The sequence below is a fragment of the Streptomyces sp. NBC_01537 genome (assembly GCF_045040445.1).
Taxonomy (GTDB): domain Bacteria; phylum Actinomycetota; class Actinomycetes; order Streptomycetales; family Streptomycetaceae; genus Actinacidiphila.
The window spans coordinates 4,023,716-4,049,917 of sequence record NZ_CP109392.1 but is presented as its reverse complement, the minus strand read 5'-3'; the positions used below and the strand labels follow the sequence as shown (position 1 = coordinate 4,049,917).

At 70.3% G+C, this 26,202-nt stretch carries 28 protein-coding genes; 20 read left to right on the top strand and 8 right to left on the bottom strand.

The features are described 5' to 3' along the window. Positions 1–6 precede the first annotated feature (6 nt). Positions 7–1,065 (bottom strand): hypothetical protein, encoded by a 1,059-nt coding sequence (locus tag OG607_RS18565; protein WP_405724346.1) that lies wholly within the window; start codon positions 1,063–1,065, stop codon positions 7–9. Between the two features lie 109 nt (positions 1,066–1,174). On the opposite strand from OG607_RS18565, the gene OG607_RS18560 reads away from it, so the two are divergent. The 7 genes from OG607_RS18560 to OG607_RS18530 all read left to right on the top strand — a co-directional run bounded on the left by OG607_RS18560 (position 1,175) and on the right by OG607_RS18530 (position 6,122). Next, positions 1,175–1,879 carry a UbiX family flavin prenyltransferase gene (locus tag OG607_RS18560; RefSeq protein ID WP_405724344.1) on the top strand — a complete coding sequence of 235 codons (705 nt, stop codon included), beginning with the start codon at positions 1,175–1,177 and terminating at the stop codon, positions 1,877–1,879. An 82-nt stretch (positions 1,880–1,961) separates the two neighbouring features. After that, positions 1,962–2,423: an Lrp/AsnC family transcriptional regulator gene (locus OG607_RS18555; protein ID WP_329322008.1), complete on the top strand. Its 462-nt coding sequence runs from the start codon at positions 1,962–1,964 to the stop codon at positions 2,421–2,423. Between the two features lie 45 nt (positions 2,424–2,468). After that, positions 2,469–3,632, top strand: a complete 1,164-nt coding sequence (mqnE, locus tag OG607_RS18550; protein ID WP_405724342.1) for an aminofutalosine synthase MqnE — start codon at positions 2,469–2,471, stop codon at positions 3,630–3,632. 16 nt (positions 3,633–3,648) lie between these two features. After that, positions 3,649–4,383 carry a class I SAM-dependent methyltransferase gene (locus tag OG607_RS18545; protein ID WP_405724340.1) on the top strand — a complete coding sequence of 245 codons (735 nt, stop codon included), beginning with the start codon at positions 3,649–3,651 and terminating at the stop codon, positions 4,381–4,383. Between the two features lie 207 nt (positions 4,384–4,590). Continuing rightward, positions 4,591–5,127, top strand: coding sequence for a GNAT family N-acetyltransferase (locus tag OG607_RS18540; protein ID WP_405724338.1), 537 nt, complete (start codon positions 4,591–4,593; stop codon positions 5,125–5,127). A gap of 96 nt (positions 5,128–5,223) precedes the next feature. Further along, positions 5,224–5,517 (top strand): DUF4229 domain-containing protein, encoded by a 294-nt coding sequence (locus tag OG607_RS18535; protein ID WP_405736875.1) that lies wholly within the window; start codon positions 5,224–5,226, stop codon positions 5,515–5,517. Positions 5,518–5,564: 47 nt separating this feature from the next. Further along, positions 5,565–6,122, top strand: coding sequence for a TetR/AcrR family transcriptional regulator (locus OG607_RS18530; RefSeq protein WP_405724336.1), 558 nt, complete (start codon positions 5,565–5,567; stop codon positions 6,120–6,122). Here OG607_RS18530 and OG607_RS18525 read toward each other — a convergent pair. Further along, positions 6,109–6,939 carry a MaoC/PaaZ C-terminal domain-containing protein gene (locus OG607_RS18525; RefSeq protein ID WP_405724334.1) on the bottom strand — a complete coding sequence of 277 codons (831 nt, stop codon included), beginning with the start codon at positions 6,937–6,939 and terminating at the stop codon, positions 6,109–6,111. The genes OG607_RS18530 and OG607_RS18525 overlap by 14 nt on opposite strands. Positions 6,940–6,943: 4 nt before the next feature. Continuing rightward, the gene (locus tag OG607_RS18520; RefSeq protein ID WP_405736873.1) at positions 6,944–8,179 is read right to left on the bottom strand and encodes a 3-oxoacyl-ACP reductase; all 1,236 of its coding nucleotides are present in this window, start codon (positions 8,177–8,179) and stop codon (positions 6,944–6,946) included. Positions 8,180–8,305: 126 nt separating this feature from the next. On the opposite strand from OG607_RS18520, the gene OG607_RS18515 reads away from it, so the two are divergent. Beyond that, positions 8,306–9,628, top strand: coding sequence for an acetyl-CoA C-acetyltransferase (locus OG607_RS18515; RefSeq protein WP_405724332.1), 1,323 nt, complete (start codon positions 8,306–8,308; stop codon positions 9,626–9,628). Between the two features lie 50 nt (positions 9,629–9,678). Continuing rightward, positions 9,679–11,553: an AMP-dependent synthetase/ligase gene (locus tag OG607_RS18510; protein WP_405724330.1), complete on the top strand. Its 1,875-nt coding sequence runs from the start codon at positions 9,679–9,681 to the stop codon at positions 11,551–11,553. A 117-nt stretch (positions 11,554–11,670) separates the two neighbouring features. Here OG607_RS18510 and OG607_RS18505 read toward each other — a convergent pair whose 3' ends face one another. After that, positions 11,671–11,874, bottom strand: coding sequence for a cold-shock protein (locus OG607_RS18505; RefSeq protein WP_003984261.1), 204 nt, complete (start codon positions 11,872–11,874; stop codon positions 11,671–11,673). A 288-nt stretch (positions 11,875–12,162) separates the two neighbouring features. Here OG607_RS18505 and OG607_RS18500 point away from each other — a divergent pair, with 288 nt between their 5' ends. From OG607_RS18500 to OG607_RS18485, 4 genes are all read left to right on the top strand, one after another. Beyond that, complete coding sequence (locus OG607_RS18500; RefSeq protein WP_405724328.1) at positions 12,163–13,020, top strand: menaquinone biosynthetic enzyme MqnA/MqnD family protein; 858 nt, start codon at positions 12,163–12,165, stop codon at positions 13,018–13,020. A gap of 37 nt (positions 13,021–13,057) precedes the next feature. Continuing rightward, positions 13,058–14,674, top strand: coding sequence for a serine/threonine-protein kinase (locus tag OG607_RS18495; protein ID WP_405724326.1), 1,617 nt, complete (start codon positions 13,058–13,060; stop codon positions 14,672–14,674). Positions 14,675–14,744: 70 nt separating this feature from the next. Further along, on the top strand, positions 14,745–15,944 hold the full coding sequence (gene mqnC / locus OG607_RS18490) for a cyclic dehypoxanthinyl futalosine synthase (RefSeq protein WP_405724324.1): 1,200 nt from the start codon (positions 14,745–14,747) through the stop codon (positions 15,942–15,944). Continuing rightward, complete coding sequence (locus OG607_RS18485; protein WP_405724322.1) at positions 15,944–16,393, top strand: imidazolonepropionase-like domain-containing protein; 450 nt, start codon at positions 15,944–15,946, stop codon at positions 16,391–16,393. Before mqnC ends, OG607_RS18485 begins: the two co-directional genes overlap by 1 nt. 18 nt (positions 16,394–16,411) lie before the next feature. Here OG607_RS18485 and OG607_RS18480 read toward each other — a convergent pair whose 3' ends face one another. After that, on the bottom strand, positions 16,412–17,263 hold the full coding sequence (locus OG607_RS18480) for a DUF3152 domain-containing protein (RefSeq protein WP_405724320.1): 852 nt from the start codon (positions 17,261–17,263) through the stop codon (positions 16,412–16,414). Positions 17,264–17,390: 127 nt separating this feature from the next. Between OG607_RS18480 and OG607_RS18475 the strand changes: the two genes are divergently transcribed. Both OG607_RS18475 and OG607_RS18470 read left to right on the top strand, forming a co-directional pair. Continuing rightward, positions 17,391–18,083 carry a demethylmenaquinone methyltransferase gene (locus tag OG607_RS18475; protein ID WP_405724318.1) on the top strand — a complete coding sequence of 231 codons (693 nt, stop codon included), beginning with the start codon at positions 17,391–17,393 and terminating at the stop codon, positions 18,081–18,083. Positions 18,084–18,139: 56 nt separating this feature from the next. Continuing rightward, entirely contained in the window at positions 18,140–19,426 is a 1,287-nt protein-coding gene (locus tag OG607_RS18470) for a geranylgeranyl reductase family protein (RefSeq protein ID WP_405724316.1), read from the top strand. Positions 19,427–19,447: 21 nt separating this feature from the next. Here the strand turns inward: OG607_RS18470 and OG607_RS18465 are convergent, their stop codons facing one another. After that, on the bottom strand, positions 19,448–20,023 hold the full coding sequence (locus OG607_RS18465; protein WP_405724314.1) for a hypothetical protein: 576 nt from the start codon (positions 20,021–20,023) through the stop codon (positions 19,448–19,450). Positions 20,024–20,112: 89 nt separating this feature from the next. On the opposite strand from OG607_RS18465, the gene OG607_RS18460 reads away from it, so the two are divergent. Further along, entirely contained in the window at positions 20,113–20,697 is a 585-nt protein-coding gene (locus OG607_RS18460) for a PadR family transcriptional regulator (RefSeq protein ID WP_405724312.1), read from the top strand. Here the strand turns inward: OG607_RS18460 and OG607_RS18455 are convergent. Continuing rightward, positions 20,670–21,779, bottom strand: coding sequence for a chemotaxis protein (locus OG607_RS18455; protein ID WP_405724310.1), 1,110 nt, complete (start codon positions 21,777–21,779; stop codon positions 20,670–20,672). The genes OG607_RS18460 and OG607_RS18455 overlap by 28 nt on opposite strands. 85 nt (positions 21,780–21,864) lie before the next feature. Further along, positions 21,865–22,530, bottom strand: coding sequence for a C40 family peptidase (locus OG607_RS18450; RefSeq protein WP_405724308.1), 666 nt, complete (start codon positions 22,528–22,530; stop codon positions 21,865–21,867). A gap of 691 nt (positions 22,531–23,221) precedes the next feature. On the opposite strand from OG607_RS18450, the gene OG607_RS18445 reads away from it, so the two are divergent. The 4 genes from OG607_RS18445 to OG607_RS18430 are packed head-to-tail and all read left to right on the top strand — an operon-like array spanning position 23,222 to position 26,188. Beyond that, positions 23,222–23,581 (top strand): NADH-quinone oxidoreductase subunit A, encoded by a 360-nt coding sequence (locus tag OG607_RS18445; RefSeq protein WP_405724306.1) that lies wholly within the window; start codon positions 23,222–23,224, stop codon positions 23,579–23,581. 20 nt (positions 23,582–23,601) lie between these two features. Beyond that, complete coding sequence (locus OG607_RS18440) at positions 23,602–24,156, top strand: NADH-quinone oxidoreductase subunit B family protein (RefSeq protein WP_329313854.1); 555 nt, start codon at positions 23,602–23,604, stop codon at positions 24,154–24,156. Then, positions 24,153–24,857 (top strand): NADH-quinone oxidoreductase subunit C, encoded by a 705-nt coding sequence (locus tag OG607_RS18435; protein WP_405724304.1) that lies wholly within the window; start codon positions 24,153–24,155, stop codon positions 24,855–24,857. Before OG607_RS18440 ends, OG607_RS18435 begins: the two co-directional genes overlap by 4 nt. Then, positions 24,854–26,188: an NADH-quinone oxidoreductase subunit D gene (locus OG607_RS18430; protein WP_405724302.1), complete on the top strand. Its 1,335-nt coding sequence runs from the start codon at positions 24,854–24,856 to the stop codon at positions 26,186–26,188. Before OG607_RS18435 ends, OG607_RS18430 begins: the two co-directional genes overlap by 4 nt. Positions 26,189–26,202: the final 14 nt, after the last annotated feature.

Sequence of the window (26,202 nt, the reverse complement as noted above, 5' to 3'; positions counted from 1 at the left end):
ACCCGGCTACGACGGGGCCGAACCGCTGTCCGTCATGAGCGCCATCATCGCGCCCATGATGTCCTGCGGGTTGAGCACGGTGGCGCCGGCCGGGGCCCGGACGGGCTTCGCGTCGGCGCCGAAGCCGATGGTGAGCGGGAGCCTGCCCTTGACCCCCTTGTCGAACTGCGCGACATCGACGGTGATGCCGGACAGGGCGCCGTCCTTGAGGGCGACGTCGAGGGTGATGTTCTTCTTCGGGACGTCCTTGAGGTCGGCGGGGTCGAAGCCGTCGGGGAGGTCGTCCTTGTACGGTTTGAGCGCCTTGGCGATGGCGTCGGCGGTCTTGGCGGCCGGGACGGTGACCGTGACGTGGTCGGCGCCGTTCTTGCTGCCGGCGTCCTTGAAGGTCGCGTTGGAACCGATGGCCTTGGCGACCGCCTTGACGATCGCCTGCTGGGTCTTGGGGTCGAGCGCGTCGGTGCTGGTGCCGGTGCCGGTGTCGCTGCCGCCGAACTCCTTCGCGAACTCCCCGAAGGAGTCCGGGTCGATCGAGACCCACTTGCCGCCGAGAAGGTTCTTCACGGACTTGTAGGACGACGGCAGCTTGTCCGCCTGGTCGAGCATCGACTGGAACTCCTTGAGGTCCGCCTTGCTCTCCGCGTCGCCGGCCGATGCCCCGAGCGTCATGAGCTGCTTCAGGTCGGCCTTCACGTAGAGCTTCCTGCCGTTCAGGCTGCGGACCTCCAGCAGCGACGTGTCGCCGCCGGTGGACACGGTGACGGCCACGGAGCCGTCCTTCGCCTTCGTCAGCACCTGGTCGGAGCTCACGGACATGGAGACGTCCAGGTCCGCGAGCATCTTCGCGTTGTCGTGCGTGAAGTCGTCCTCGCCCTTCAGCGCCGACCAGATCTGCGCCTCGGTCCCGTCGAAGCCGACCGTCATGGTCATGGCCTTCTGCTCGCCGAGCTTGGCGAAGGCCTGCTGGACCTTGGCCCCGGCGCTCAGGTTCGCGACCGTGCCGCAGGAAACCGCGGCGGTGGCTATGAAGGCGACGCAGCCGGCCGCGGCCGCGCCCTTGCGCATGGTGTTGATGGCGTACTCCTCGTGGGGACGTGGGGACGATCGTCGGGACGATGTTTCCGGCCAGTAATGACACGCGGAGCGGCCGAAAGGTTGCACTACGCTCGCGGACATGGACGACAGCACCCCGCGAGTGCCCCCGCGCCCGGCCCGTAAACCGTGGATCGTCGGGGTTTCTGGCGCTTCCGGGACGCCGTACGCGGCGGCCGTCCTACGGGGCCTGCTGCAGGCGGGCGAGGCCGTGGACCTGGTCGTGAGCCGGGCCGCCCGGCTCACCGTGCTGGACGAGACGGGGGCCCCGCTGCGGGACGCGCACTGGCGCGAGGACCTGGCCCGGTGGCTGGCGCGCGGCGCCGACGGGACACCGGACCGCTTCGCGGGGGCTGATGTGAGCGACGTGCGGTACTGGGCGGCCGGGGACCTCGCGGCGGGGCCGAGCTCGGGCTCGTACGCGGTGAAGGGGATGCTGATCGTGCCGGCCAGCACGGCGTGCGTGGCGGGGGTGGCGCTGGGGCTGTCCAAGGATCTGCTGCAGCGGGCGGCGAGCGTGACGCTGAAGGAACGCCGGCCGCTGGTGGTGGCGGTGCGGGAGACCCCGCTGAGCGGACAGACGCTGCGGCACCTGGTCGCACTGGACGAGGCGGGGGCCGTGGTGCTGCCGGCCTCGCCCGCGTTCTACGCGGGGGCGACCGACATCCAGGACCTCGTCGACTTCGTGGCGGGCCGGGTGCTGGACGCGGCGGGCGTGCCGCACAAGCTCTACCGCCGGTGGGAGGGCGAGCTCGGAGCAGCCCGTACGGAACCCCGGACCGAGTAGATGCGCAGGGCGTGAACCCGTTCATGCCTTAGATTCGTGTTCAGACAGTGCGGTCGTGACACGAATGAAGGGTTCCACTCTGATGGACGCGGTGGACAGGCAGCTCATCCAGGCGCTTCGCGAGAACGGCCGGGCCTCGTACGCCGAGCTGGGCCGGCTGGTCGGCCTGTCCGGCCCCAGCGTCACCGACCGCATCAACCGCCTGGAGCAGGCCGGCGTCATCACCGGCTACCGGGCCACCGTCGCCCCCGCCGCGCTCGGCCTCGGCGTCACCGCCCTGGTCGGCCTGCAGCTCAGCGACGCCGCCGACCACGAGGACGTGGCCCGGCGGCTGCGGGACCTGGACGAGATCGAGGACTGCTGGTTCATCGCAGGCGACGACTCGTACATGCTCAAGGTCCGCGTCCCCGATGTGGACGGCCTGGAGCGCACCATCCGCCGGCTGTCCGGCACCAAGGGCGTGGCCCGGACCCGTACCACCATCGTGCTGAGCGCCAAGTGGGAGAACAGGGTCGGCGCACTGCCCGACGAGCCGGGGGCGTAGGCTCGACCGGGTCGAATCGGACTGATATGAGGGAGAGGCTGCGGCATGGACGCTGGGCTCAAGCGTGAGCTGGAGGACAAGGTCTACGCGGGCGAACGGCTCACCCGCGAGGACGGCATCGCCCTCTACGAGTCCGACGACCTGGCCTGGCTCGGCGGCCTCGCGCACCACGTGCGGGAGAAGAAGAACGGCGACGTCGTCCACTTCAATGTCAACCGGCATCTGAACATGACGAACGTCTGCACCGCCTCCTGCGCCTACTGCTCCTTCCAGCGCAAGCCCGGCGAGAAGGACGCGTACACGATGCGCATCGAGGAGGCCGTCCGCCTCGCCTCGGCGATGGAGAGCGAGAGCCTCACCGAGCTGCACATCGTCAACGGCCTCCACCCCACGCTGCCGTGGCGCTACTACCCGCGCTCCCTCAAGGCCCTCAAGGAAGCGCTCCCGAACGTCTCCCTCAAGGCCTTCACCGCCACCGAGATCCACCACTTCGAGACGATCTCCGGCCTGTCGGCCTCCGAGATCCTCGACGAGCTGATCGACGCGGGCCTGGAATCCCTCACCGGCGGCGGCGCCGAGATCTTCGACTGGGAGATCCGCCAGCACATCGTCGACCACCGCACCCACTGGGAAGACTGGTCGCGCATCCACCGCCTCGCTCACAGCAAGGGCCTCAAGACCCCCTCCACGATGCTCTACGGCCACATCGAGGAGCCCCGCCACCGCGTGGACCACGTCCTGCGGCTGCGTGAGCTGCAGGACGAGACCGGCGGCTTCCAGGTCTTCATCCCGCTGCGCTACCAGCACGACTTCGTCGACATGAAGGACGGCAAGGTCCGCAACACCCTCCAGGCGCGCACCACGATGGCCTCCGGCGCGGACTCGTTGAGGACCTTCGCCGTCTCCCGGCTGCTCTTCGACAACGTCCCGCACGTCAAGGTCTTCTGGGTCATGCACGGCATCCAGACCTCCCAGCTCGCCCTCCAGCACGGCGCCGACGACATGGACGGCTCGGTCGTCGAGTACAAGATCACCCACGACGCCGACAACTACGGCACGCCCAACAAGCTCACCCGCGAGGACCTCCTCGACCTCATCCGCGACGCCGGCTTCCGGCCCGTCGAGCGCAACACCCGCTACGAGATCGTCCGCGAGTACCCGGGCCCGGACGCGGGGCGGCGCGAGGCGCCGCAGCCGATGCGGCTCTGACTCCCGTACCGTCGCGATGTTCTCGGACGCGGACGCCGCAGCGCTGTACGACCTGCTGAACCCATGGAACCCCGAACTCTCCCCGGGCGACCGCTTCTACGACGAGCTGGTCATGGCCGCGGCCTCCGTCCTTGACGTCGGCTGCGGCACCGGCGCCATGCTCGCCTACGCGCGCGAGCACGGCCACGCCGGCCGTCTCACCGGTCTCGACCCGGACCCTGCCTCGCTGGCGCGGGCCCGACGGCGTACGGACATCGAGTGGGTCGAGGGCGCTGCGGCGGACGCGGGATGGGCGGCCGAGTTCGACCTCGCGATCATGACGGGGCACGCCTTCCAGTGCCTCGTCATCGATGAGGACCTGTCCGCCTCGCTCGCCGCGGTCCACGCCGCGCTGCGCCCGGGCGGACGCTTCGTCTTCGAGACCCGCCATCCGCAGGCGCGTGCCTGGGAGGGCTGGAACCCGTCCAACGAACACCACGTCGTCGACGCGTCCGGCCGTTCCCTGCGCGTCTGGCACGAGGTCGACTCCGTCGTCGGCGACGTGGTCACTTTCACCGGGACGACCGCCAGGCCCGACGGCACCGTGCTCCGCCTCGACCGCTCGATACTGCGCTTCCTCGACGCCCACGCGCTCGACGCGTTCCTCGCCGGCGCCGGCTTCGAGACCGAGGCCCGCTACGGCGACTGGCACCGCGGAGCCGTCACCGCCACCAGCCGGGAGATCGTCACCGTCGCCCGGCGGGCCCGCTGAAGTCCCTGCCGGAGCTGCCCCGGAGAAGCAGGCGCAGCGCCCCCACGCGCAACACGCCTGCTTCCCCGGGGCGGCTCCGGAGGGCTGTCCGCGCGCACGTGTGACCCGAGGATACGGAAGGCGCATGAGATCAGGGTGAGAGACGGGTAATCCCGCAGTAAGAAGTGTCTCCGCCAGGATCCGGCCTCTCTTCTACGATCGTGAGCCATGGGAACCACGCCGACGCTCACCTTCATATTCGACCCCGAGATCACCCCCGTACTCCTGGACCAGGTCACCGATCTGTGGGCCGAGGTCTCCGACGCGGGCGGCGCGGTCGGCTTCGCCGAGAACCCGGTGGACCGCGCCGACATCCGCTCCGAGGTGGACGGCTATGCCGCCGCCATCGCCGGGGGCCGCGTCCGGCTGCTCGTCGGCCTCGGCGAGGAAGGGCGGCCGGCCGCCACCGCCTTCTTCGCTCTCAACGGCCGCCGTACCGTGGGCCATTGGGGCTGGCTTTACACCGTCATGATCCACCCCTCCCTCCAGGGCGGCGGCCACGGCCGCGAGCTGCTCGCAGAGGCCGAGCGCCACGCCCGCGCCCTCGGCCTGGAGGCGCTCCGCCTCACCTGCCGGGGCGGCATGGGCCTGGAGGACTTCTACGGGCGCTGCGGCTACAAGGAGGTCGGCCGGGTCCCCGGCGGCCTGCGGCTGTCGGCCGGCGACTACCGCGACGACATCATGATGTGGCTCCCCCTGACCTGACTGTCCGGGCGCCGTGCTTCACTGGATGAGCACAGACCCAGAGCCCGCCGAACGACAGGAAAGAGGGAATCCGCCGTGAGCTGGAAGCCGAGTCCCATGCTCCGCTACTCGCTGCTGCGCCTCGGCCTTTTCGCCGGCTCCTTCGCCGTCATATGGGGCCTGGTCTACATCCACGTACTGCCCGCCGGCCTCGGCGACTCCAACCTGTTCTGGGTCATGCTCCTCGCCCTGGTCATCAGCGGTCCGCTGAGCTACGTCCTGCTGCGCGGCCCCCGCGAGGCAGCCTCGGTGCAGGTCTCCCAGCGCGTCGAGCGGGCCAAGCGCAACTTCGACGCCACGGCCTCCCACGAGGACGCGGCCGACGACGCCGCCCGCGCCGCCCAGGGCTGACGGCTCCCGTGGCCAAGCGGGTTCCGCGACCGGTCCGGGAGCGGCAGATGCTCGGCGCCGCGGTCACCACCTTCGCCCGCCGCGGATACCGGGCGGCGTCGATGGACGAGATCGCCGAGCAGGCCGGGGTGTCCAAGCCGCTGGTGTATCTCTACCTGAACTCCAAGGAAGAGCTCTTCACCGCCTGCATCCAGCGCGAGGCCGCCGCCCTGGACACCGCCGTACGCGACTCCGTCGAGCTCGGCGCCGGGCCCGAGCGCCAGCTCCGCTCCGGCCTGCGCGCCTTCTTCACCCACACCGCCGAGCACCCCGACGGCTGGGCCCTGCTCTACCGCCAGGCCCGCACCCAGGGCGAGCCCTTCGCCCGCGAGGTCGACCGCATGCGCGCCGGCCTCGTCGCCTATGTCACCGGCCTGGTCTCCGCCGCCGCCGGTGACGCCGACTGTGACGCCGCCGGCATCGCCCACGCCCTCGTCGGCGCCGCCGAGTCCCTCGCCGACTGGGCCAACGCCGCCCCCGCACCCGGGCGCGGGCCCCACGACACCGCGTCGATCCTGATGAACTTCGCCTGGCCCGGCCTGGAGACGCTGCTCAGGCGAGGCTGACCCGCGACCCGGTCAAGTGCACCCGGCCGCCGTCCGGCCCGCCCCGCAGCTCGAAGGCGTCGCCCTCGGCCGCGTACGTCACCGCGCCCGGCAGCAGCACCGGGGCCCTGAACTCGGCGCGGGCGGCGCGCAGCGGTCCGGGGGATTGCGCGAGGCAGCGGGCGAACGTCCACATGCCGTGGGCGATCGGGCGGGGGAAGCCCAGCGGCTTCGCCGTGAGCGGGTACAGATGGATCGGGTTGTAGTCCCCGGACACGGCGGCGTGCCGGCGGCCCAGATCGGCCGGCAGCTCCCACTTCTCCACCACCGGCAGCGGCTCCCGCGCCGCCGTTCCTTCCCGCCCCGCCGCGCCCTCCGGCTCGTGGCCGGTGCGGTGCCGCGCGAGATACGTACTGCGGTCGTACCAGACCAGGCCCCCGTCGAGCCGCGCCTCGGTGACGACGACGGCTTCCGTCCCCCGGTGGTGGGGGCGCAACTCCTCCGCGTAAACCGTCAGTTCCGGGCGGTCCTGCGGGCCCAGCGGACCGTGCCGGGTGATCTCTATCGAGGTGTGCACCAGCCCCAGCAACGGCAGCGGGAAGCCGCGCGCCGCCATGATCCGTGCGGCGAGCGGAAAGCCGAGGATGTGCGGATACGTGATCGGCACCTCGCCGCCGTCCGGAGGGAAGCCGCACACGCGCGCGTACGCGGCCATGCGCGCGGCATCGATCCGTACGGCCGGCAGCCGCAGCCGGGTGTCCGGCAGCGCGGCGTCCGGCGAGGGCTTCTTGCCGACGCCGGTGAGGACGCCTTTGGCGAGGACCAGGAGCAGGGGCATTGCGTCACGCGCCCAGCAGGCTCTGGCCGCACACCCGCACGACCTGCCCCGTGACGCCACCGGACGCGGGATCCGCGAACCAGGCCACCGTCTCCGCCACATCGACCGGGCGCCCGCCCTGTCCGAGGGAGTTCATCCGCCGCCCGGCCTCACGGATCGTGAACGGCACGGCGGCGGTCATCCTGGTCTCGATGAAGCCGGGGGCGACTGCGTTGACGGTGATGCCGCGCCCGGCGAGCGAGGGCGCCAGCGCGCGTACGAAGCCGATGATGCCGGCCTTGCTCGCGGCGTAGTTGGTCTGGCCGGCGTTGCCGGCGATGCCGCTGATGGAGGCGGTGGCGACGATCCGGCCGCCGTCGCGCAGCGCGCCGGAGGACAGCAGGGCGTCGGTGGTGCGCAGGACGCTGCCGAGGTTGACGTCGATGACGGAGTCGAAGCGGTCGGCCGGCATGTTGGCGAGCCGCCGGTCGCGGGTGATGCCGGCGTTGTGGACGAGGACGTCCAGGCCGCCGCCGGGGAGCGCGGCGGCTATGCGCTCACCGGCGTCGTCGGCCGTGATGTCGAGGGTGAGCGGTGTGCCGCCGATCCGCCGGGCGACCTCGGCCAGCGCTTCCGCCGCCTGCGGCACGTCGAGGCAGACGACATGCGCGCCGTCCCGGGCCAGGGCCGTGGCGACGGCCTCGCCGATGCCACGCCCGGCGCCGGTGACCAGGGCGGTGCGGGGGCCGTCGGCGGTCGCGGGCCAGGCCGGGAGGATGCGGATCACCTGGCCGGAGACGTAGGCCGATCTCGGCGAGAGCAGAAACCGCAGCGTGGACCCGGAGTCCGCCGGCCCGGCGCCCTTCGCCATGCGCAGCAGCTGGACGGTCCTGCCGCGGCCGACCTCCTTGCCGAGGGAGCGTACGAAGCCCTCCAGGCCCTGCTGGGCGGCGGCCTGATGGTGATCGGCGTGGTCGGGCTCGGCGCCGAGGACCACGATGCGGCCGCACGGGGCGACGGACCGGATGACGGGGTGCAGGGCGGCGTGCACCTGGCTCAGCGCACCGGCCGAGGCGAGCCCCGTCGCGTCTAGCACGACCCCGGCGTAGGTGACGCCGTCCTCCGCCTTGTCGCCCTGGTCGAGCCGCAGGACCGGCCCGTCGAGCGCGCCGCGCAACGGCACCGGCTGGGGGAGTCCGAGCCTCCGGGTGAGGAACCGGCCGGGCGCGGAGCCCACGAAACGCACGTACCGGTCGCCCAGATCGCCCGTATCACCCATTGGCCTTCTCCTTACTCGGGAGTAAATTTACGCATGAGTAAGGTTACCGGAGGTAAGTGCAAGCCCGCCAAGGAAGCCCCCGGAAGCCTAGGAAGGGCACCGCCAGTCATGAGCAGCTTCCCCCGCCGCGTCGCGGTCATCGCCGGAAACCGCATCCCCTTCGCCCGCTCCGACGGCCCCTACGCGACCGCCTCCAACCAGGACATGCTGGGCGCCGCCCTCGCCGGGCTCGTCGAGCGCACGCACCTCGAAGGCGCCCGCGTGGGCGAGTTCGTCGCGGGTGCCGTCCTCAAGCACAGCCGCGACTTCAACCTCGCCCGCGAGACCGTGCTCGGCAGCGCGCTGGACCCCGCAACACCCGCGTACGACCTGCAGCAGGCCTGCGACACCGGCATCCAGGCGATCATCGCCGTCGCCAACAAGATCGCCCTCGGCCAGATCGAGTGCGGCATCGCGGGCGGCGCCGACACCACCAGCGACGCCCCGCTCGCCCTCAACGACGAACTGCGCCGCATCCTCCTCGACACCCGCCGCGCCAGGTCGGCCGGAGCCCGCGTCAGGGCGCTGGCCCGCATCCGCCCCCGCCACCTGGTCCCCGAGATCCCGCGCAACGCCGAGCCGCGCACCCACCTGTCCATGGGCGAGCACGCCGCGATCACCGCCCGCCGGTGGGAGATCGGCCGCGCCGAGCAGGACGAACTCGCCGCCGCCAGCCACCGGCACCTCGCGGCGGCGTACGAGCGCGGCCTCCTCGACGACCTCGTCACGCCCTACCGGGGCCTGACGCGCGACCAGAACCTGCGCCCGGACTCCACGGCCGAGAAGCTGGCGCGGCTCAAGCCGGTCTTCGGGACCTCCGAAGAGGGCGCCACGATGACCGCCGGCAACTCCACCCCGCTCACCGACGGCGCCGCCCTCGTCCTCCTGGCCAGCGACGCCTGGGCGCAGGAGCACGGCCTGGAGCCGCTCGCGTACCTGACGGCGTACGAGACCGCGGCCGTGCCCTTTGTCGCAGGGGAGGCCGGCGGGGACGAGGGCCTGCTGATGGCCCCGGTCCACGCGGCTCCCCGCATGCTGAAGCGGGCCGGGCTGAACCTGGCCCAGGACTTCGACCTCTACGAGATCCACGAGGCCTTCGCATCCCAGGTCCTTGCCACCCTCGCCGCCTGGGAGGCCCCGGCCACCGCGCTCGGCGCCACCGCCCTCGACGCCACCGCCCTCGACACCACCAACCTCGGCGCCATCGACCGCGGCCGCCTCAACGTCGCCGGGTCCTCGCTGGCCACCGGCCACCCCTTCGCCGCCACCGGCGCCCGCATCACCGCGACGCTGGCCAAGCTGCTGGCCGAGAGGGGCGGCCCGTCGCGCGGATTCATCTCCATCTGCGCGGCCGGCGGCCAGGGAGTCACGGCCGTCCTCGAACGCCCGTAAGAAGCCTGTGTCTGACCACGGAAAACACGGATCGGAAACACGGAGCCGCCATGTCAGCCAGTCCCGCCGCCCAGGCCGCCCCGCCCGCCCTCGCCGAGCCCGAGAAGCTGGTGCGCGACGGCCGGGTCGTCCAGGTCACCGTCCCCGCGCTCGTACCGCCCGTCACCCACGGCAGCCTCGCCGACATCCCCTACGGCAACGCCGCCGAGGCCCCCGCCGACCCGGTCCTCAGCCGCAAGGACGACCAGGGTCACTGGCGGGACATCACCGCCGAGGCGTTCCGGGACGAGGTACAGGCGGTGGCGAAGGGCCTGGTGGCAGCGGGCCTGCGCCCCGGCGACCGGTTCGCGATCATGGCGCGTACGACCTACGAGTGGACCCTGCTGGACTTCGCCGCCTGGGCGGCCGGCTTGATCACGGTCCCGATCTACCCCACCTCCTCCGCCTCCCAGGCCGCCTGGATCCTCGCCGACTCCGGTGCGGCGGCCTGCGCCGTGGAGACCGTCGAGCAGACCCGGCTGATCAGCGGCATACGCCCGCAGCTCCCGCGGCTGCGGCACCTCTGGCAGATCGACGCGGGCGCCGTCGGCCAGCTCTTCGCCACCGGCCGGGAGATCGCCGACGACGAGATCCTGGCCCGCCGCAGCATGCTCGGACCGGACACGGTGGCGACCCTCATCTACACCTCGGGCACCACCGGCCGCCCCAAGGGCTGCGTCATCACCCACGCCAACTTCTTCGCCGAGGTCGACAACGCGATCGAGCTCCTGCACCCGGTCTTCAAGGCGCAGTCCGCCGAACCCGCCGCCACCCTCCTCTTCCTTCCCCTCTCCCATGTATTCGGCCGCATGGTCGCCATCGGCTGCCTGCGCGCCCGCGTCCGCCTCGGCCACGCCCCCAGCATCGCCACCGACGACCTGCTCGCCGACCTCGACGGCTTCCGGCCGACCTTCCTGCTGGCCATCCCGTACGTCCTGGAGAAGGTCTTCAACACCGGCCGCGCCACCGCCGAGAAGATGGGCCGCGCCGCCTCCTTCGACCGCGCCGCCCGCATCGCCCGGGCCTATGGCGAGGCCCTGGCCGAGGGCCGGACCCCGTCCCTGAAGCTCAAGGCCGCCCACAAGCTCTACGACCCGCTGGTCTACCGCCGCATCCGGGCCGCCCTCGGCGGCAGGGTCCGCTACGTCATCTGCGGCGGCTCACCGCTCGGCCACCGCCTCGCCGCCTTCTACGCGGGCGCCGGCATCGAGATCTTCGAGGGCTACGGCCTCACCGAGACCACCGCCGCCGCCACCGTCACCCCGCCCCTGGCCCCCCGCCTCGGCACCGTCGGCTGGCCGCTGCCCGGCACGGCGGTGCGGATCGCCGAGGACGGCGAGGTGCTGCTCAGCGGCGGCCAGGTCTTCAGCGGCTACTGGAACGCCACCGTCGGCGCCGAGCCCGTCCTCCGGCGCGGCTGGCTCCCCACCGGCGACATCGGCGAACTGGACGCGGACGGCTACCTCACCATCACCGGCCGCAAGAAGGAGCTCATCATCACTGCGGGCGGCAAGAACGTCGCCCCCGCCCCCCTGGAGGACCGCCTGCGCGCCCACCCCCTGGTCGGCCAGTGCATGGTCGTCGGCGAGGGCCGCTCCTATGTCACCGCCCTGGTCACCCTGGACCCCGACGGGCTCGACCACTGGCAGCGCATGCACCGCAGGACCGGGACCGGCAGGCTCGACGACCCCGAACTGCTGGCCGACATCCAGCGCGCCGTGGACGACGCGAACTCCACCGTCTCCCGGGCCGAGTCCATTCGCCGCTTCACGGTGCTCCCGGTCCAGTTCACCGAGGACTCCGGGCACCTCACCCCGTCGATGAAGCTGAAGCGGGGCGCTGTGACCGCCGATTTCGCCAAGGAGATCGAAGCCCTTTACGCGTAAAACGAGACGTAACGAGAGGGAACGAGAGGGAACGCGACGCAAACGAGTCAGGAGCCCCCGCACCGCCTGACAAGCAGGTGGTGCGGGGGCTCCTTGGGTGTTACTCCCAGACCGCGATCAGACCGGGGTCACGTTCTCCGCCTGCGGGCCCTTCGGACCCTGGGTGACGTCGAAGTTCACCTGCTGGTTCTCCTCAAGGGAGCGGAAACCAGAGGCGTTGATCGCGGAGTAGTGGACGAAGACATCCGGGCCGCCGCCGTCCTGGGCGATGAAGCCGAAGCCCTTTTCAGCGTTGAACCACTTGACGGTTCCGGTAGCCATAAGCCCTCCTTGGGCCAAAGGGTTGCCCTGCTCCAGAACCTGCTACTGCGAAGTCTGAAAACTACAAAAGCCTGCGGGTCACATGCTCCGCAGGCTCTGTACTGCAAGGGAAACCGAACTGCAACTTGCGACGACGGTAGCACGCAGGATCGGCGACGGGGAAGACCAACAAGATCCGATTTCTGAGAGGGTCGCGGACCGGTAACGATCATCCGTCGCAGGGGTTGACAGACGGTGTCGCGAACCCCCCGCCGGAAGATCGGCGAGCCGCCGGACTAGCCTCCTGATGTGGATAAATCTGCGTCCGACACCGCCGGCCGGCCCACCCGCCCCCGGGTGGGGCACATCCAGTTCCTGAACTGCGTACCCCTCTATTGGGGACTCGCCCGGACGGGTGCCCTGCTGGACCTGGAGTTGACCAAGGACACCCCGGAGAAGCTCAGCGCCCAGCTGATCCGCGGCGACCTGGACATCGGCCCGGTCACCCTCATGGAATACCTCAAGCACTCCGACGAGCTCGTCGCCCTCCCCGACATCGCCGTCGGCTGCGACGGTCCTGTCATGTCCTGCGTCATCGTCAGCCAGGTCCCCCTCGACCGGCTCGACGGCGCCCGCGTCGCGCTGGGCTCCACCAGCCGGACCTCCGTACGCCTCGCCGAGCTCCTGCTCGCCGACCGCCACGGCGTCACCCCCGACTACTTCACCTCCGCGCCCGACCTCGCCCTGATGATGCAGGAGGCCCAGGCCGGCGTCCTCATCGGCGACGCCGCACTGCGCGCCTACCTGCACGACGGCCCCCGCCTCGGCCTGGACGTCCACGACCTCGGCCTGATGTGGAAGGAGTGGACCGGCCTGCCCTTCGTCTTCGCCGTCTGGGCCGTCCGCCGCGAGTTCCTCGCCCGCGAGCCCGAGACCGTACGCCAGGTCCACGAGGCCTTCCTCGCCTCCCGCGACCTCTCCCTCGAAGAGGTCGCCAAGGTCTCCGAGCAGGCCGCCCGCTGGGAGTCCTTCGACTCCGACACCCTCCAGCGCTACTTCACCACCCTGGACTTCTCCCTCGGCGCCGAGCAGCTCACCGGCATCGCGGAATTCGCCCGGCGGGTCGGTTTCCCGCCCGGGGCGAGGGTGGAGCTGCTGGCCGGATAGCGTCTCCTCACGCGGAATCGGAGATGGGGGCAGGGATATGCGACCTCTGGAGGCCGGCGACCCGGCGGTGATCGGCTCGTACCGGCTGCTGGGCCGCATAGGCGCGGGCGGCATGGGCCGGGTCTACCTCGGCCGCAGCCCGGGCGGGCGGACTGTCGCGGTCAAGGTGGTGCGGTCCGAGCTCGCCGAGGACCCCGAGTTCCGCACCAGATTCCGGCGCGAGGTCGACGCCGCCCGCCGGGTCGGCGGTGCCTGGAGCGCGCCCGTCCTCGACGCCGACACCGAGTCACCGGTCCCCTGGGTCGCCACCGGGTACGTGGCCGGGCCCCCGCTCTCCGAGGCCGTCACCGAGTTCGGCCCGCTGCCGGAGGCCGGGGTACGGGCGCTGGGCGCAGGGCTCGCCGAGACCCTGGCCCATGTGCACGGCCTCGGGCTGATCCACCGCGACGTCAAGCCGGCGAATGTGCTCCTGGCCCTGGACGGCCCCCGGCTCATCGACTTCGGCATCGCCCGCGCCATGGACGCCACCACCGCGAACGCCACCAGCACCGGGGTCGTGGTCGGCTCGCCCGGCTACATGTCGCCCGAGCAGGTCCTCGCCCGCCCGATCGGCCCGCCCTCCGACGTCTTCGCCCTCGGCGCCGTCCTCGCGTACGCCGCCACCGGACGCGGGCCCTTCCAGGGCGACAGTGCCGCCGTGCTCCTCTACAAGGTCGCCCACGAGGAACCCGAGCTCGACGGTATGCCCGCCGCCCTGCGCGAGCTGGCCGAGGCCTGCCTCGCCAAGGACCCGGCCGCCCGCCCCGCCCCCTCCGAGATAGCCCGCCGGCTCGCCCCCGCCGGAGTCGCGGCCCTCGTCCAGCAGGGCTGGCTGCCCGCCCCGCTGACCGGCCAGCTGGCCGCCCGAGCGGTCGAGCTCCTCAACCTGGATGCCGCTGCGCCTCAGCACGACGCGCCCCCGCCCGGCTTCGGGCCCGCTCCCAGCGACTACGTGCCGATGTCCGTGCCGTCGCCACTGTCACCGCCGCTGCCCCCGTCGCCGCAGACCCCGGCGCGGGCCGGCAGGAGGATGCCGCTGGTGACCGGCCTCATCGTGCTCGCCGTCGCGGTGGCGGCCGTACTCCTGGTCCGGCTGCTGCCGGACCACGGCGGCGAGGAGCAGGACCAGACGGCCCAATCCACCGCTTCCCGCACCGCGGGATCCTCCACGTCTGCTTCCCCTTCCGCTTCCTCGGCGGCCCCTTCCACCGCATCGCCGACCGCTGCTTCCCCGACCGACGCCCTCCTCACGGCTCTCCCCGCCGCCTTCGTCGGCCGCTGGAAGGGCGACACCACCACGGTCAACGGCACGCCCGGCAGCATGGACATCACCCTCAAGGCGGGCCGGGTCGGCTCGGTCGTCGGCCGCGACCACAGCATCTCGGATCTCCTGGGCTCCAGCTACGACTGCAGCGGCAACTGGAAGCTCACCCTGGCCACCGCCACCGAGATAAGGCTCGACTCGACCGGCAACAAGAACCCGCACCCGGGAATCTGCTCCGACGGCTCCACCAACGAGCGCTTCACTCTCAACTCCGACGGCACCTTGAACTACAAATCCGGCGACACCCTCGCCGGCCGACCCGAAGGCGACCTCGTCAAGTCGGGCGGCTGACCCCTGTGTCAACCCCCTGGCGTAGGCTGAGCCAAGTCCGTCAGACCACCTCCGGAAGGGACCAGCCCCGGTGAGCGAGAGCGCCGACCTCCAGTCCGTACTCGACCGCGCAGCCGCCGGCGGCCGCATCACCCCGGAGGAGGCCCTCGACCTCTACCGCTCCGCGCCGCTGCACGCCCTCGGCTCGGCCGCCGACACCGTACGCCGCCGCCGCTACGCCGGCACCGAGCACATCGCGACGTACATCATCGAGCGGAACATCAACTACACCAACGTGTGCGTCACGGCGTGCAAGTTCTGCGCCTTCTACGCGCCCCCCAAGGACACCGCCAAGGGCTGGACCCGCGACCTGGACGACATCCTGCGCCGCTGCGCCGAGACCGTCGAACTCGGCGGCACCCAGATCATGTTCCAGGGCGGCCACCACCCGGACTTCGGCGTCGACTACTACGAGAAGCACTTCTCGGCCATCAAGCAGGCCTTCCCGCAGTTGGTCATCCACTCCCTCGGCGCTTCCGAGGTCGAGCACATGGCCCGCATCTCCGGCGTGTCGGTCGAGGAGGCCATCTCCCGCATCCACGCCGCAGGCCTGGACTCCTTCGCGGGCGCCGGCGCCGAACTGCTCCCGGCGCGCCCCCGCAAGGCGATCGCTCCCCTGAAGGAGAGCGGCGAGCGCTGGCTGGAGATCATGGAGACCGCCCACCGGCTGGGCGTCGAATCCACCTCCACCATGCTCATGGGCACCGGAGAGACCAACGCCGAGCGCATCGAGCACCTGCGCATGATCCGCGACGTCCAGGACCGCACCGGCGGCTTCCGAGCCTTCATCCCGTACACCTACCAGCCCGAGAACAACCACCTGAAGGGCCAGACGCAGGCCACCCTCTTCGAGTACCTGCGCATCATCGCCATCGCCCGGCTCTTCTTCGACAACGTCGCCCACATCCAGGGTTCCTGGCTCACCACCGGCAAGGAGGTCGGCCAGCTGTCCCTGCACTACGGCGCCGACGACCTCGGGTCCGTGATGCTGGAGGAGAACGTCGTCTCCTCGGCCGGCGCCAAGCACCGCTCCAACCGCATGGAGCTGATCCACCTCATCCGCTCGGCCGGTCGTGTCCCCGCCCAGCGCGCCACGACCTACGAGCACCTCGTCGTCCACGACGACCCCGCGAACGACCCGGTCAACGATCACGTCGTCTCCCACCTGTCCTCGACCGCGATCGAGGGCGGCACCGCCCACCCCGAGCTGAAGCTCATCGACGCGAGCTGATGCTGACCCTCCACGCGGCGCCCGTCGTCCGGCTCACCCTCGACGACGTGGCGCCGCTGCATGATGCCGCCGTCGCGGTGGACGGCGACCGGATTGTGGCGATCGGCCCGCTGGCCGAGCTGCGGGAGGCGTTTGCGCAGGCCCGCGTCCGGCAGTGGCCCGGCGTCATCGGCCCGGGTCTCGTCCACGACGGCCCGGTCCCGGACGCGCCCAGCCCGCGTGAGCGGATCCACGCCCTGCTGCGGCTCGGTGCGACGGCCGTGGTCGCCGCCCACGTCACCGATCCCGAACTCCGCGCCGCCGCCCACCGCAACGGCCTCGCCATCCTCGGCAGTCCCCGCCCGCCGGCCCTCGTGCAAACCGGCCGGGCGGACCTGGCGGCCTTCGACGCCGCTGGGCAGTGCGTCGCGACGGTGCTGGCCGGGCGACTGGTGCACCGCCGGTCCTGACAGCGGGATGGCGGGGGCTCAGGACTCGCTGGGGCCGCTGATGTAGTGGCCGTCCCCGTCGTAGGGCCAGGCATTGGCCTTGCAGCCCTTGAGCCCCTTGATCTGCTGCATCATCACTGGGGCGAGCTTGCCCTTGCCCGCGCAGGTCAGGTGCCCGTGGCCGAGCCGGTGGCCGACCTCGTGGTTGACGATCAGGGCGTGGTACTCGCCGATCGTGCCGTCGAACTCCGGCGAGCCGTCCACCCAGCGCCTGAGGTTGACGACGACCGAGGCGCCGGCCCGGCAGTTGACCTTGCCGTACGTCTTGAGGCCGACCGCCCCGCAGAGCTTGTCCACGGTGCCCGGGGTGGCGATCTTCACCACGAAGTCGAACTTGCCGGACGACACCAGCTTGAACCGGTTCTTGCCGTTGGCGATCCAGCCGCGCTTGTCGGCCAGGATCGCGACGACCTCCTCGGCGGCGTCGTCCGCGTCCAGGGTGATGCCCTTCTCGACCTGGACCTTGTACCGGAGGATGGCGCCCTTTCCCGAGGTCGCCGCGTGGGCGGCCGCCGCCGAGGCCGTCCTGAAGGTGCCGGGCCCGGTCGACGGCACGGGGATGGTGAGGGCGGTCGCGGTGGCCGAGGCGGACGCCGCGGACTCGGACGCGGACGCTAATGGGGGCGCCGAGGGCGACGCGGAAGCCGCAGCCGGGGACGTGGACACCGATGGCGTTGCCACCGCCTGCTTCGCCACCTCCGCCCCCTCCTCCTGCCCCAGGGCCAGCGCGGCAGCGCAGATCACGGCCGCGAGGAGGGCCGGCGCGGCCAGCACCCGCAGGACCGTGGTGCGCTTTCGGCGCCGGTGACCTGCAGCGCGATTGCGGCTCATGCGATTCCCCCGAAGATGATCTGATCAGTCGTATGGATTATCAGGTATCCCTGTGCGTGGCGTGAGCATTCACAGGCGACACGACCCTGCGGCCCGGTCCGGCGAAGCCGCACGGCACAATGGCCGAGTGACCCGCGCATCCCTGGACAAGCAGCCGCACGAAGTCGCCGCGATGTTCGACGACGTGGCGGCCAACTACGACCTGACCAATGACGTGCTGTCGCTCGGCCAGGACCGCCGCTGGCGCAAGGCGGTGGCCCAGGCGCTGGACGTACGCCCGGGGGAGCGGGTGCTGGACCTCGGCGCCGGCACCGGGACCTCGTCGCTGCCCTTTGCCGAGGCGGGAGCGAACGTCGTGCCGTGCGACTTCTCCCTCGGCATGCTGCGCGAGGGCAAGAAGCGCCACCCCTTCCTCCCGCTGACCGCCGGGGACGCGACCCGGCTGCCCTTCGCGGACGGTGCTTTCGACGCGGTCACGATCTCCTTCGCGCTGCGCAATGTCCACGACACCGACGCCGCGCTGCGCGAGCTTTTCCGCGTCACCAAGCCCGGCGGCCGGATCGTGATCTGCGAATTCAGCCACCCCACCGTCAAGGCATTCCGGACTGTCTATACCGAATACCTCATGCGCGCGCTGCCGCCGGTCGCCACCGCGGTCAGCAGCAACCCGGACGCGTATGTCTACCTCGCCGAATCCATCCGTGCCTGGCCCGACCAGCCCGCCTTGGCCGCGAAGCTCCAGCAGGCAGGCTGGTCCAAGGTCGCCTGGCGCAACCTGACGGGCGGCATCGTCGCCCTGCACCGCGCCACCAAGCCGTAGCCGGCCCCCTCACGCCCTCATGCCTTTACGCCCCTACGAAACGGGAGATCCCGACCGTGACCGAAGCCGTCGCTTCCGAACGCAGCGCCGATGTGATCGTCGTCGGGGCCGGTCCTGCCGGTTCGACGACGGCGTACTACCTGGCGAAGGCGGGACTGGATGTCCTGCTTCTGGAGAAGACCTCCTTCCCCCGCGAGAAGGTCTGCGGTGACGGCCTGACCCCCCGAGCGACCAAGCAACTGGTCGGCATGGGCATCGACATCTCCGAAGAGGCGGGCTGGCTGCGCAACAAGGGCCTGCGCATCATCGCGGGTGGCGTGCGCCTGCAGCTGGACTGGCCCGAGCTGGCCTCCTTCCCGGACTACGGCCTTGTGCGCAAGCGCGAGGACTTCGACGAAGTCCTCGCCCGCCAGGCCGAGAAGGCCGGCGCCCGCCTCTACGAGCGCTGCAATGTCGGCGCCCCCATCCGTGACGAGCGCACCGGCCGGATCACCGGTGTCGAGGCGAAGCTCGGCGAGGAGAAGACCCCCGTCACCTTCCACGCCCCCCTCGTGGTCGCCGCCGACGGCAACTCCACCCGGCTGTCGCTCGCCATGGGCCTGCACCGCCGTGAGGACCGCCCGATGGGTGTCGCGGTCCGTACGTACTTCACCTCCCCCCGTCATGACGACGACTACCTGGAGTCCTGGCTGGAGCTGTGGGACAAGCGAGGCCCCCAGGACCGCCTCCTGCCCGGCTACGGCTGGGTGTTCGGAATGGGCGACGGCACGTCGAACGTCGGCCTCGGCATTCTCAACTCATCTTCTGCTTTCAAGGAACTGGACTGGCGGGAGGTGCTCAAGGCCTGGTGCGCCTCGATGCCCACCGAGTGGGGCTACACCGACGAGAACCAGATCGGCCCCATTCGCGGCGCGGCCCTTCCCATGGCCTTCAACCGTCAGCCCCACTACACCAAGGGCCTGCTGCTGGTCGGCGATGCGGGCGGCCTCGTCAACCCCTTCAACGGCGAGGGCATCGCCTATGCGATGGAATCCGGTCAGATCGCCGCCGATGTCATCGTCCAGGCCCACGCCCGCCAGACCCCGGCCCAGCGCGAACTGGCCCTGCAGGCCTACCCGCGCATCCTCAAGGACACCTACGGCGGCTACTACACGCTCGGCCGGGCTTTCGTGAAGATGATCGGCAACCCGAAGATCATGAAGCTCGCCACTCAGCGGGGCCTCACCCACCCCATGCTGATGAAGTTCACCCTCAAGCTGCTGGCCAACCTCACCGACCCGACCGGCGGCGACGCGATGGACCGGGTCATCAACGGCCTGTCCAAGGTGGCCCCCAAGGCGTAGTGCCCGGGGGCCGGGCAGCCCCTAAGCCTGTTCAGCCGCCGGGGCCAGCCTCCGCCGGACGCGGTCCGGGTAACGGGCGGTGAAGACGGCGGGTATCGCGAAGCCGGCTGCCTGGACGGCGATGTTGGCGCCGGTGCCGAGGTGAGCGGCTGTCACAGCGGCGTCGGCGGCGGCGGTCAGGGTGAAGGCGGCGGCCCAGAAGGCGGTGAGCACCCTGTTGACGCGGAGGAAGACAGGGTTGTGCCAGATCTCGCGCGGCGCCTGCTGACGGGCTATGCCGGTGGTGAAGGGCCGTCCGACCGCCAGGGTGGCCCAAGCGGTGACGGCCAGCCAGGCCAGTGAGAGACCGCCGGAGTAGTGCCGCAGGCCGCTGTCGGGGAAGGTGAAGGCCACCGCGGTGACAGCCGCGAAGTACAGCGCGGTGCTGCCGTCGAGTATCAGCGCGTCGGCGGCGACCCCCGCCCTGCGATGGTTCGCCAGAAGCCATGCGGAGACCGCGAGCCCGGTGAGGGCTGCCCACTGCCAGCCGATCGTGGACACGACGGCGAATGCGATCCACGGGGTGAAGCCGCGCAGGTAGTTCATGAGGTCCCCCACCAGATTCCTGATCGATGTTCCTGCTCTGACGTGTCAAAAGTAGAAGGTCCTCTATTGACATGTCAAGAGTGGAAGGTAAAGTGATGTGCATGAGCCTCCGACACGCATTGCTGGGACTGCTCGCGGACCGTCAGGCCAGCGGGTATGACCTGATGAAGATCTTCGAGACCTCGCTCGGGAATGTCTGGCCCGCCACGCAGAGCCAGGTCTACGGCGAGTTGGGCAAGCTGACGGACGCCGGTCTCCTCGACGTCGCCGCCGAGGGCCCGCGCGGCCGCAAGGAGTACGCGCTGACCGAAGCCGGCCAGGCCGAGCTGCGGTACTGGCTGACAGAGACCAAGCCAACCCGGGTCACCCGCAACGACATGCTGCTTCGCGTGTTCTTCCTCAATGTCCTCACCCCGCTGGAAGCACTGACCTTCCTGGAGAGCGAGGCGGCGCGCGCGACGGCTCAGTACGGCGCGCTCAAAGAGGTCGAGGCCGCGGTGGACTGGGACCACGACCCGATCGCGGTCAACGGCCGGATCGCTCTGGAGTACGGGCTGCGGCTCAACGCGATGAGAGAGGAATGGGCCCGCTGGGCCGCCGACCGGATACAGCGGGCCCATGCGCCCGGGGACGAGCCCAACGGTCCTGGGGGACCGGATCAGAAGCGCAGTACCGCCGCGATCTGATCGTGCGCGGAGAGCGTGCCGTCGGGGAGGAACACGACCTCGCCGCCGGTGTCCAGGGTGGCCTCGATGATCTCGTCGACAATGTCCTCGCGGGTGGCGAGCCCGACGGCGGCCTCGGACTCGGCCGGGATGAGGTGGCTGTCGGTGACACAGACGGTCCGCTGGAAGCCCTCCTCGACCGCGAGCAGGTCGATGCGGCCTTCCCGTACGGTCTGCCAGGCCTCGTCGAGGCCGGCGGCGAAGACCCTGCGGCCCTGGGCGTCCTCGATCCGCTGGGTGACCCGGTCGATCTCGTGGCGTGCCTCCGCGGCGAGCATCGGCTGCAGTTCCTGGGCGACGGCGTGAGCCGGCCCGTTGGTCAGCCCGCCGGTGGTGACGCGGCCGGCCGCGGTCTTGGCCGTCGTGCCGACCTCCTCCAGGAGGCTGAGCTCGTGCGCCTGCCCGACCAGGTAGAACGGCCGGGGATCAGCGGCGAGCAGCGCCTGTAGGGCGGCGTCGACCTGGCGGAAGAAGCGCCGGGCCTCCTCGCCCCGCAGCGGGTCGAAGCGGTCACCGACCCGCTCCTGACGTTCGGCGTCGGGCTGGGTGCGGTCGGGCTGGAGCGGGAATCCGTTGTCCTGGGTGGCTTCCACCGTGTCGTCGCTGCCGCTCCACAGGGCCGTACGGTCCAGCGACACCGTGAGCACCCAATAGGGGCGGGCCTGCTCGCGGGCGGCGACCAGGTTGCGGGTCTCGTAGGTGTCGCTAAGGACGACGCGCTCGGGGACCGGGCGCGGCAGGTCCCAGACCTGGTGCTCGTCGTGTGCGGCGAAGATGGCCAGCCCGTCCAGGGTGTGGCGTAGATCCACATCGGCGACAGCGCGGTCGAGCTGCCCGCTGACCTTGATCCGGGCCTCCCGGGTCACGGCCGGATCGGCTTCGAGGCGGTGCTTGGCCTCACTGATCAGGTTGCGCAGCCGCACCGGGTCCTCCGCGTTCAGCGGTTGGCGGCGGTGCGCCGGCAGGGCCACGGTGACGGCGGGATAGGGCCGGCGTTTCCGCAGAGCGGTGAGTGTGCCCGAGGTCAGGTCCGTGATGTGCATCAGCGCCTCCCGACGGTGGCTCTTCTACAGCATCACGCACCTGCCCCGGGTCCGCACCCGTTACACCGTGCGCGCTTTGCGCGGCTCAGGCGACGCGTACCGCGGAGGTCGGCATGTAATAGGCCATTTTCTGGATCACCACGCCCTTGCTCGGGTTGGCGGCGTCCAAGTATTCGCCGTTACCGACGTAGACGGCCACGTGGTAGGCGGATCCGCGCCCGCCCCAGAACAGCAGGTCGCCGACCTGGACGTCGGAGACGGAGACGGCGGTGCCGACGGTGGACTGCTGGGCGGCGGTGCGCGGGAGGTCCACGCCGATGGTGGCGAAGGCGGCCTTGGTCAGGCTGGAGCAGTCGTAGGCGTACGGGCCGTTTGCGCCGTAGACGTAGGGCTTGCCGACCTGGGACTTGAGGAAGCTGATGACCGTGGCGATGCTGCCGCTGGCCGTCGAGGAGGAGAGAGAGGTGCGCTCGGAGGAGCGGGAGGCGGCGGCAGCGGTCTCACGGGCCTTGTCGGCGGCCTTCTGGGCGGCGGCCCTGCGGTCGGCCTGGAGACGGGCCTTCTCGGCCTGCTTGATGGCCGCGTCGTACGCGGCGTCCTTCTCGGCGTCGACCTGGAAGTCGAGCGCGGTCTGGTCCAGCGCGTCGACGGCCTGCTCGGCGGTGGTGGCCGTGGACAGCGGGACGACCGGGATGCTCCCGGTGGCGGTCGGGTCGGCGGCCGCGGTGTCAGCGTTCGCCGGAGCTGACATTCCGGTCAGTGCGATCGTGCCAATGACACCGCCGGCGATCCCTGCGCGGCGCGCCCAGTTGGGGTTGCTCTGCGTGGCGTGTCGCCGGCGGCGTATATGCGAATCGGTGGGGTCCGCAGGGGACGTCGTAAGGGACATGGTGTCCTGGGTATCAGGCTTCACCGGTTCGGCTCAACAAAAGTGCGATCTGACACAGTTGGCGGCCCCGCACCGCTATCATCCGTTTTTGATCATTCTTATAAGCGGCAAACGCGACATCAAGTCCATTTGCTCGTGCGCGCGTTCGCGAGCGTCGCGACTCGTCAGCAAGGGGTTTGCCAACTCACCCGCGCGGGTGGCGAAGCGCTATCACGTCGCTCCGTCCAGCTCCAATTTGGCGCTGGTGCAGGGTTCTTGATAATGCAACAACCGCTCCGACCAGCTGTGACGCGAAGAAAAGTAACTTCCGGTGATCATTTGAGTGTCATCAGTGAGAACTTCACCGCTCATCCGACCTCATGATCGTTCGCCGGGTGGCGTAGATCACAAAGACCAGAGTGAACCCCGTGTCGCAGATCACAGACCGGGAGACGTAGGATGCAGGCGGTCCGGGCTTGTGAACTGCCTCACATGAAAGCGATCTTCGTGACGCGGTTCGCACATCCGGGCACGGTCCGTCATCAGTCATCGTCGACTGGAAGGAGCGGGGACGGTGAACGCCTACGCGCCCATTCTCGTGTTGGGCGGCCTCGCGGCCGGCTTCGCGATCTTCTCCGTGGTCATGGCCTCGCTCATCGGCCCAAAACGGTACAACCGGGCCAAACTTGAGGCGTATGAGTGCGGCATCGAGCCCACTCCGCATCCGGCCGGCGGAGGCCGCTTCCCGATCAAGTACTACCTCACGGCGATGCTCTTCATCGTCTTCGACATCGAGATCGTCTTCCTCTATCCCTGGGCCGTCACCTTCGACTCCCTGGGGATCTTCGGGCTCGTCGAGATGCTCCTCTTCGTGCTCACCGTCTTCGTCGCCTACGCCTATGTCTGGCGTCGCGGCGGCCTGGAATGGGACTGAAGGGGCGGGAGTAAACAGCAATGGGTATTGAAGAGAAACTGCCGAGCGGTTTCCTGCTGACCTCCGTCGAGACGGCCGCCGGCTGGGTGCGGAAGGCGTCGGTCTTCCCGGCCACCTTCGGCCTGGCCTGCTGCGCCATCGAGATGATGACCACCGGGGCCGGGCGCTACGACCTGGCCCGCTTCGGTATGGAGGTCTTCCGCGGCTCGCCGCGGCAGGCAGATCTGATGATCGTCGCCGGGCGGGTCAGCCAGAAGATGGCTCCCGTCCTGCGGCAGGTCTACGACCAGATGCCGAATCCCAAGTGGGTCATCTCCATGGGTGTCTGCGCCTCCTCCGGCGGCATGTTCAACAACTACGCCATTGTGCAGGGAGTTGACCATGTTGTTCCTGTTGACATCTATTTGCCCGGATGTCCGCCCCGGCCCGAGATGCTGATGGACGCGATTCTCAAGCTCCACCAGAAGATCCAGCACGAAAAGCTCGGCGTGAACCGCGAGGAGGCGGCCCGCGAGGCGGAGGAAGCGGCCCTCAAGGCGCTCCCCACCATCGAGATGAAGGGGCTGCTGCGATGAGCGAGCCCAATGACAGCGTTCCCGCCCAGCGCGACGACGCCGGCGAGGCCATCCGCGTCCAGCGCGGCATGTTCGGCGCCCGCAACGGCGGCGACACCTCCGGCTACGGCGGCCTGGTACGGACCGTAAGGCTGCCGGGAGCCACCGGCAGGCCGTACGGAGGCTGGTTCGACGAGGTCGCGGACGAACTCGAAGGTGCCCTGGAGGAGCAGGACCTCCTCCCGGACAACGCGATCGAGAAGACCGTCGTGGACCGCGGCGAGATCACCTTCCACATCGCCCGCGAGCACCTGCCGCGCGTGGCCCGCACGCTGCGCGACGACCCGGCCCTGCGCTTCGAGCTCTGTACGGGCGTGAGCGCCGTCCACTTCCCGGAGGACAAGGGCCGCGAGCTGCACGCCGTCTACCACCTGCGCTCGATCACCCACAACCGGCTGATCCGGCTGGAGGTGTCCGCGCCCGACTCCGATCGGCATGTGCCCTCGATCGTGGACGTCTACCCGACCAACGACTGGCACGAGCGCGAGGTCTACGACTTCTTCGGCCTTGTCTTCGACGGCCACCCGGCGCTCACCCGGATCATGATGCCGGACGACTGGCAGGGCCACCCACAGCGCAAGGACTACCCCCTCGGCGGCATCCCCGTCGAGTACAAGGGCGCCCAGATCCCGGCTCCGGACCAGCGGAGGTCGTACTCATGACCACTCCTCACGCACCCACCCAGGCCGAAGAGCGGGAGACCACCGAGGGCCGGGTCTTCACCGTCACCGGCGGCGACTGGGACGAGCTCGCCGAGACCGTCGGCAAGGCCGACGACGAGCGCATCGTCGTCAACATGGGCCCCCAGCACCCCTCCACCCACGGCGTGCTCCGGCTCATCCTCGAAATCGACGGCGAGACGGTGACCGAGGCCCGCTGCGGCATCGGCTATCTGCACACCGGCATCGAGAAGAACATGGAGTTCCGGACCTGGACCCAGGGGTCCACGTTCGTGACCCGCATGGACTACCTGACGCCGTTCTTCAACGAGACGGCGTACTGCCTCGCCGTGGAGAAGCTCCTCGGCATCACCGACGAGATCCCCGACCGGGCCTCCGTCATCCGCGTGATGCTGATGGAGCTGAACCGCATCTCCTCCCACCTGGTGTGCATCGCCACCGGCGGCATGGAGCTCGGCGCCACCACGATCATGATCTACGGATTCCGGGACCGCGAGATGATCCTGGACGCCTTCGAGCTGATCACCGGCCTGCGCATGAACCACGCGTACATCCGGCCCGGCGGCCTCGCGCAGGACCTCCCGCCCGGCGCCGTCGACCAGATCCGCGAGCTGGTGAAGAAGTTCCGCAAGAACCTCCCCGAGTACGACAAGCTCGCCACCGGCAACCCGATCTTCAAGGCCCGTATGCAGGACGTGGGCTATCTGGACCTGGCCGGCTGCATGTCGCTCGGCGCCACCGGACCCATCCTGCGCAGTGCCGGGTTGCCGCACGACCTGCGCAAGGCGCAGCCGTACTGCGGCTACGAGAACTACGAGTTCGAGGTGCCGACCACCGACACCTGCGACTCCTACGGCCGCTTCCTGGTCCGGCTGGAGGAGATGCGGCAGAGCCTCGACATCGTCGAGCAGTGCCTGGACCGGCTGCAGCCCGGCGCGGTCATGGTCGCCGACAAGAAGATCGCCTGGCCCGCGCAGCTCGCGCTCGGTCCGGACGGACTCGGCAACTCGCTGGACCACATCAAGAAGATCATGGGCACCTCCATGGAGGCCCTGATCCACCACTTCAAGCTGGTGACCGAGGGCTTCCGGGTGCCGGCCGGACAGGCGTACGTGGCCGTGGAGTCGTCGAAGGGCGAGCTCGGCGTCCACGCGGTCAGCGACGGCGGGACCAGGCCCTTCCGGGTGCACTTCCGCGATCCGTCGTTCAGCAATCTGCAGTCCATGGCGGCGATGTGCGAAGGCGGCCAGGTCGCCGACGTCATCGTCGCGGTGGCGTCCATCGACCCTGTGATGGGAGGCGTCGACCGGTGACAGACGTAAGTCTT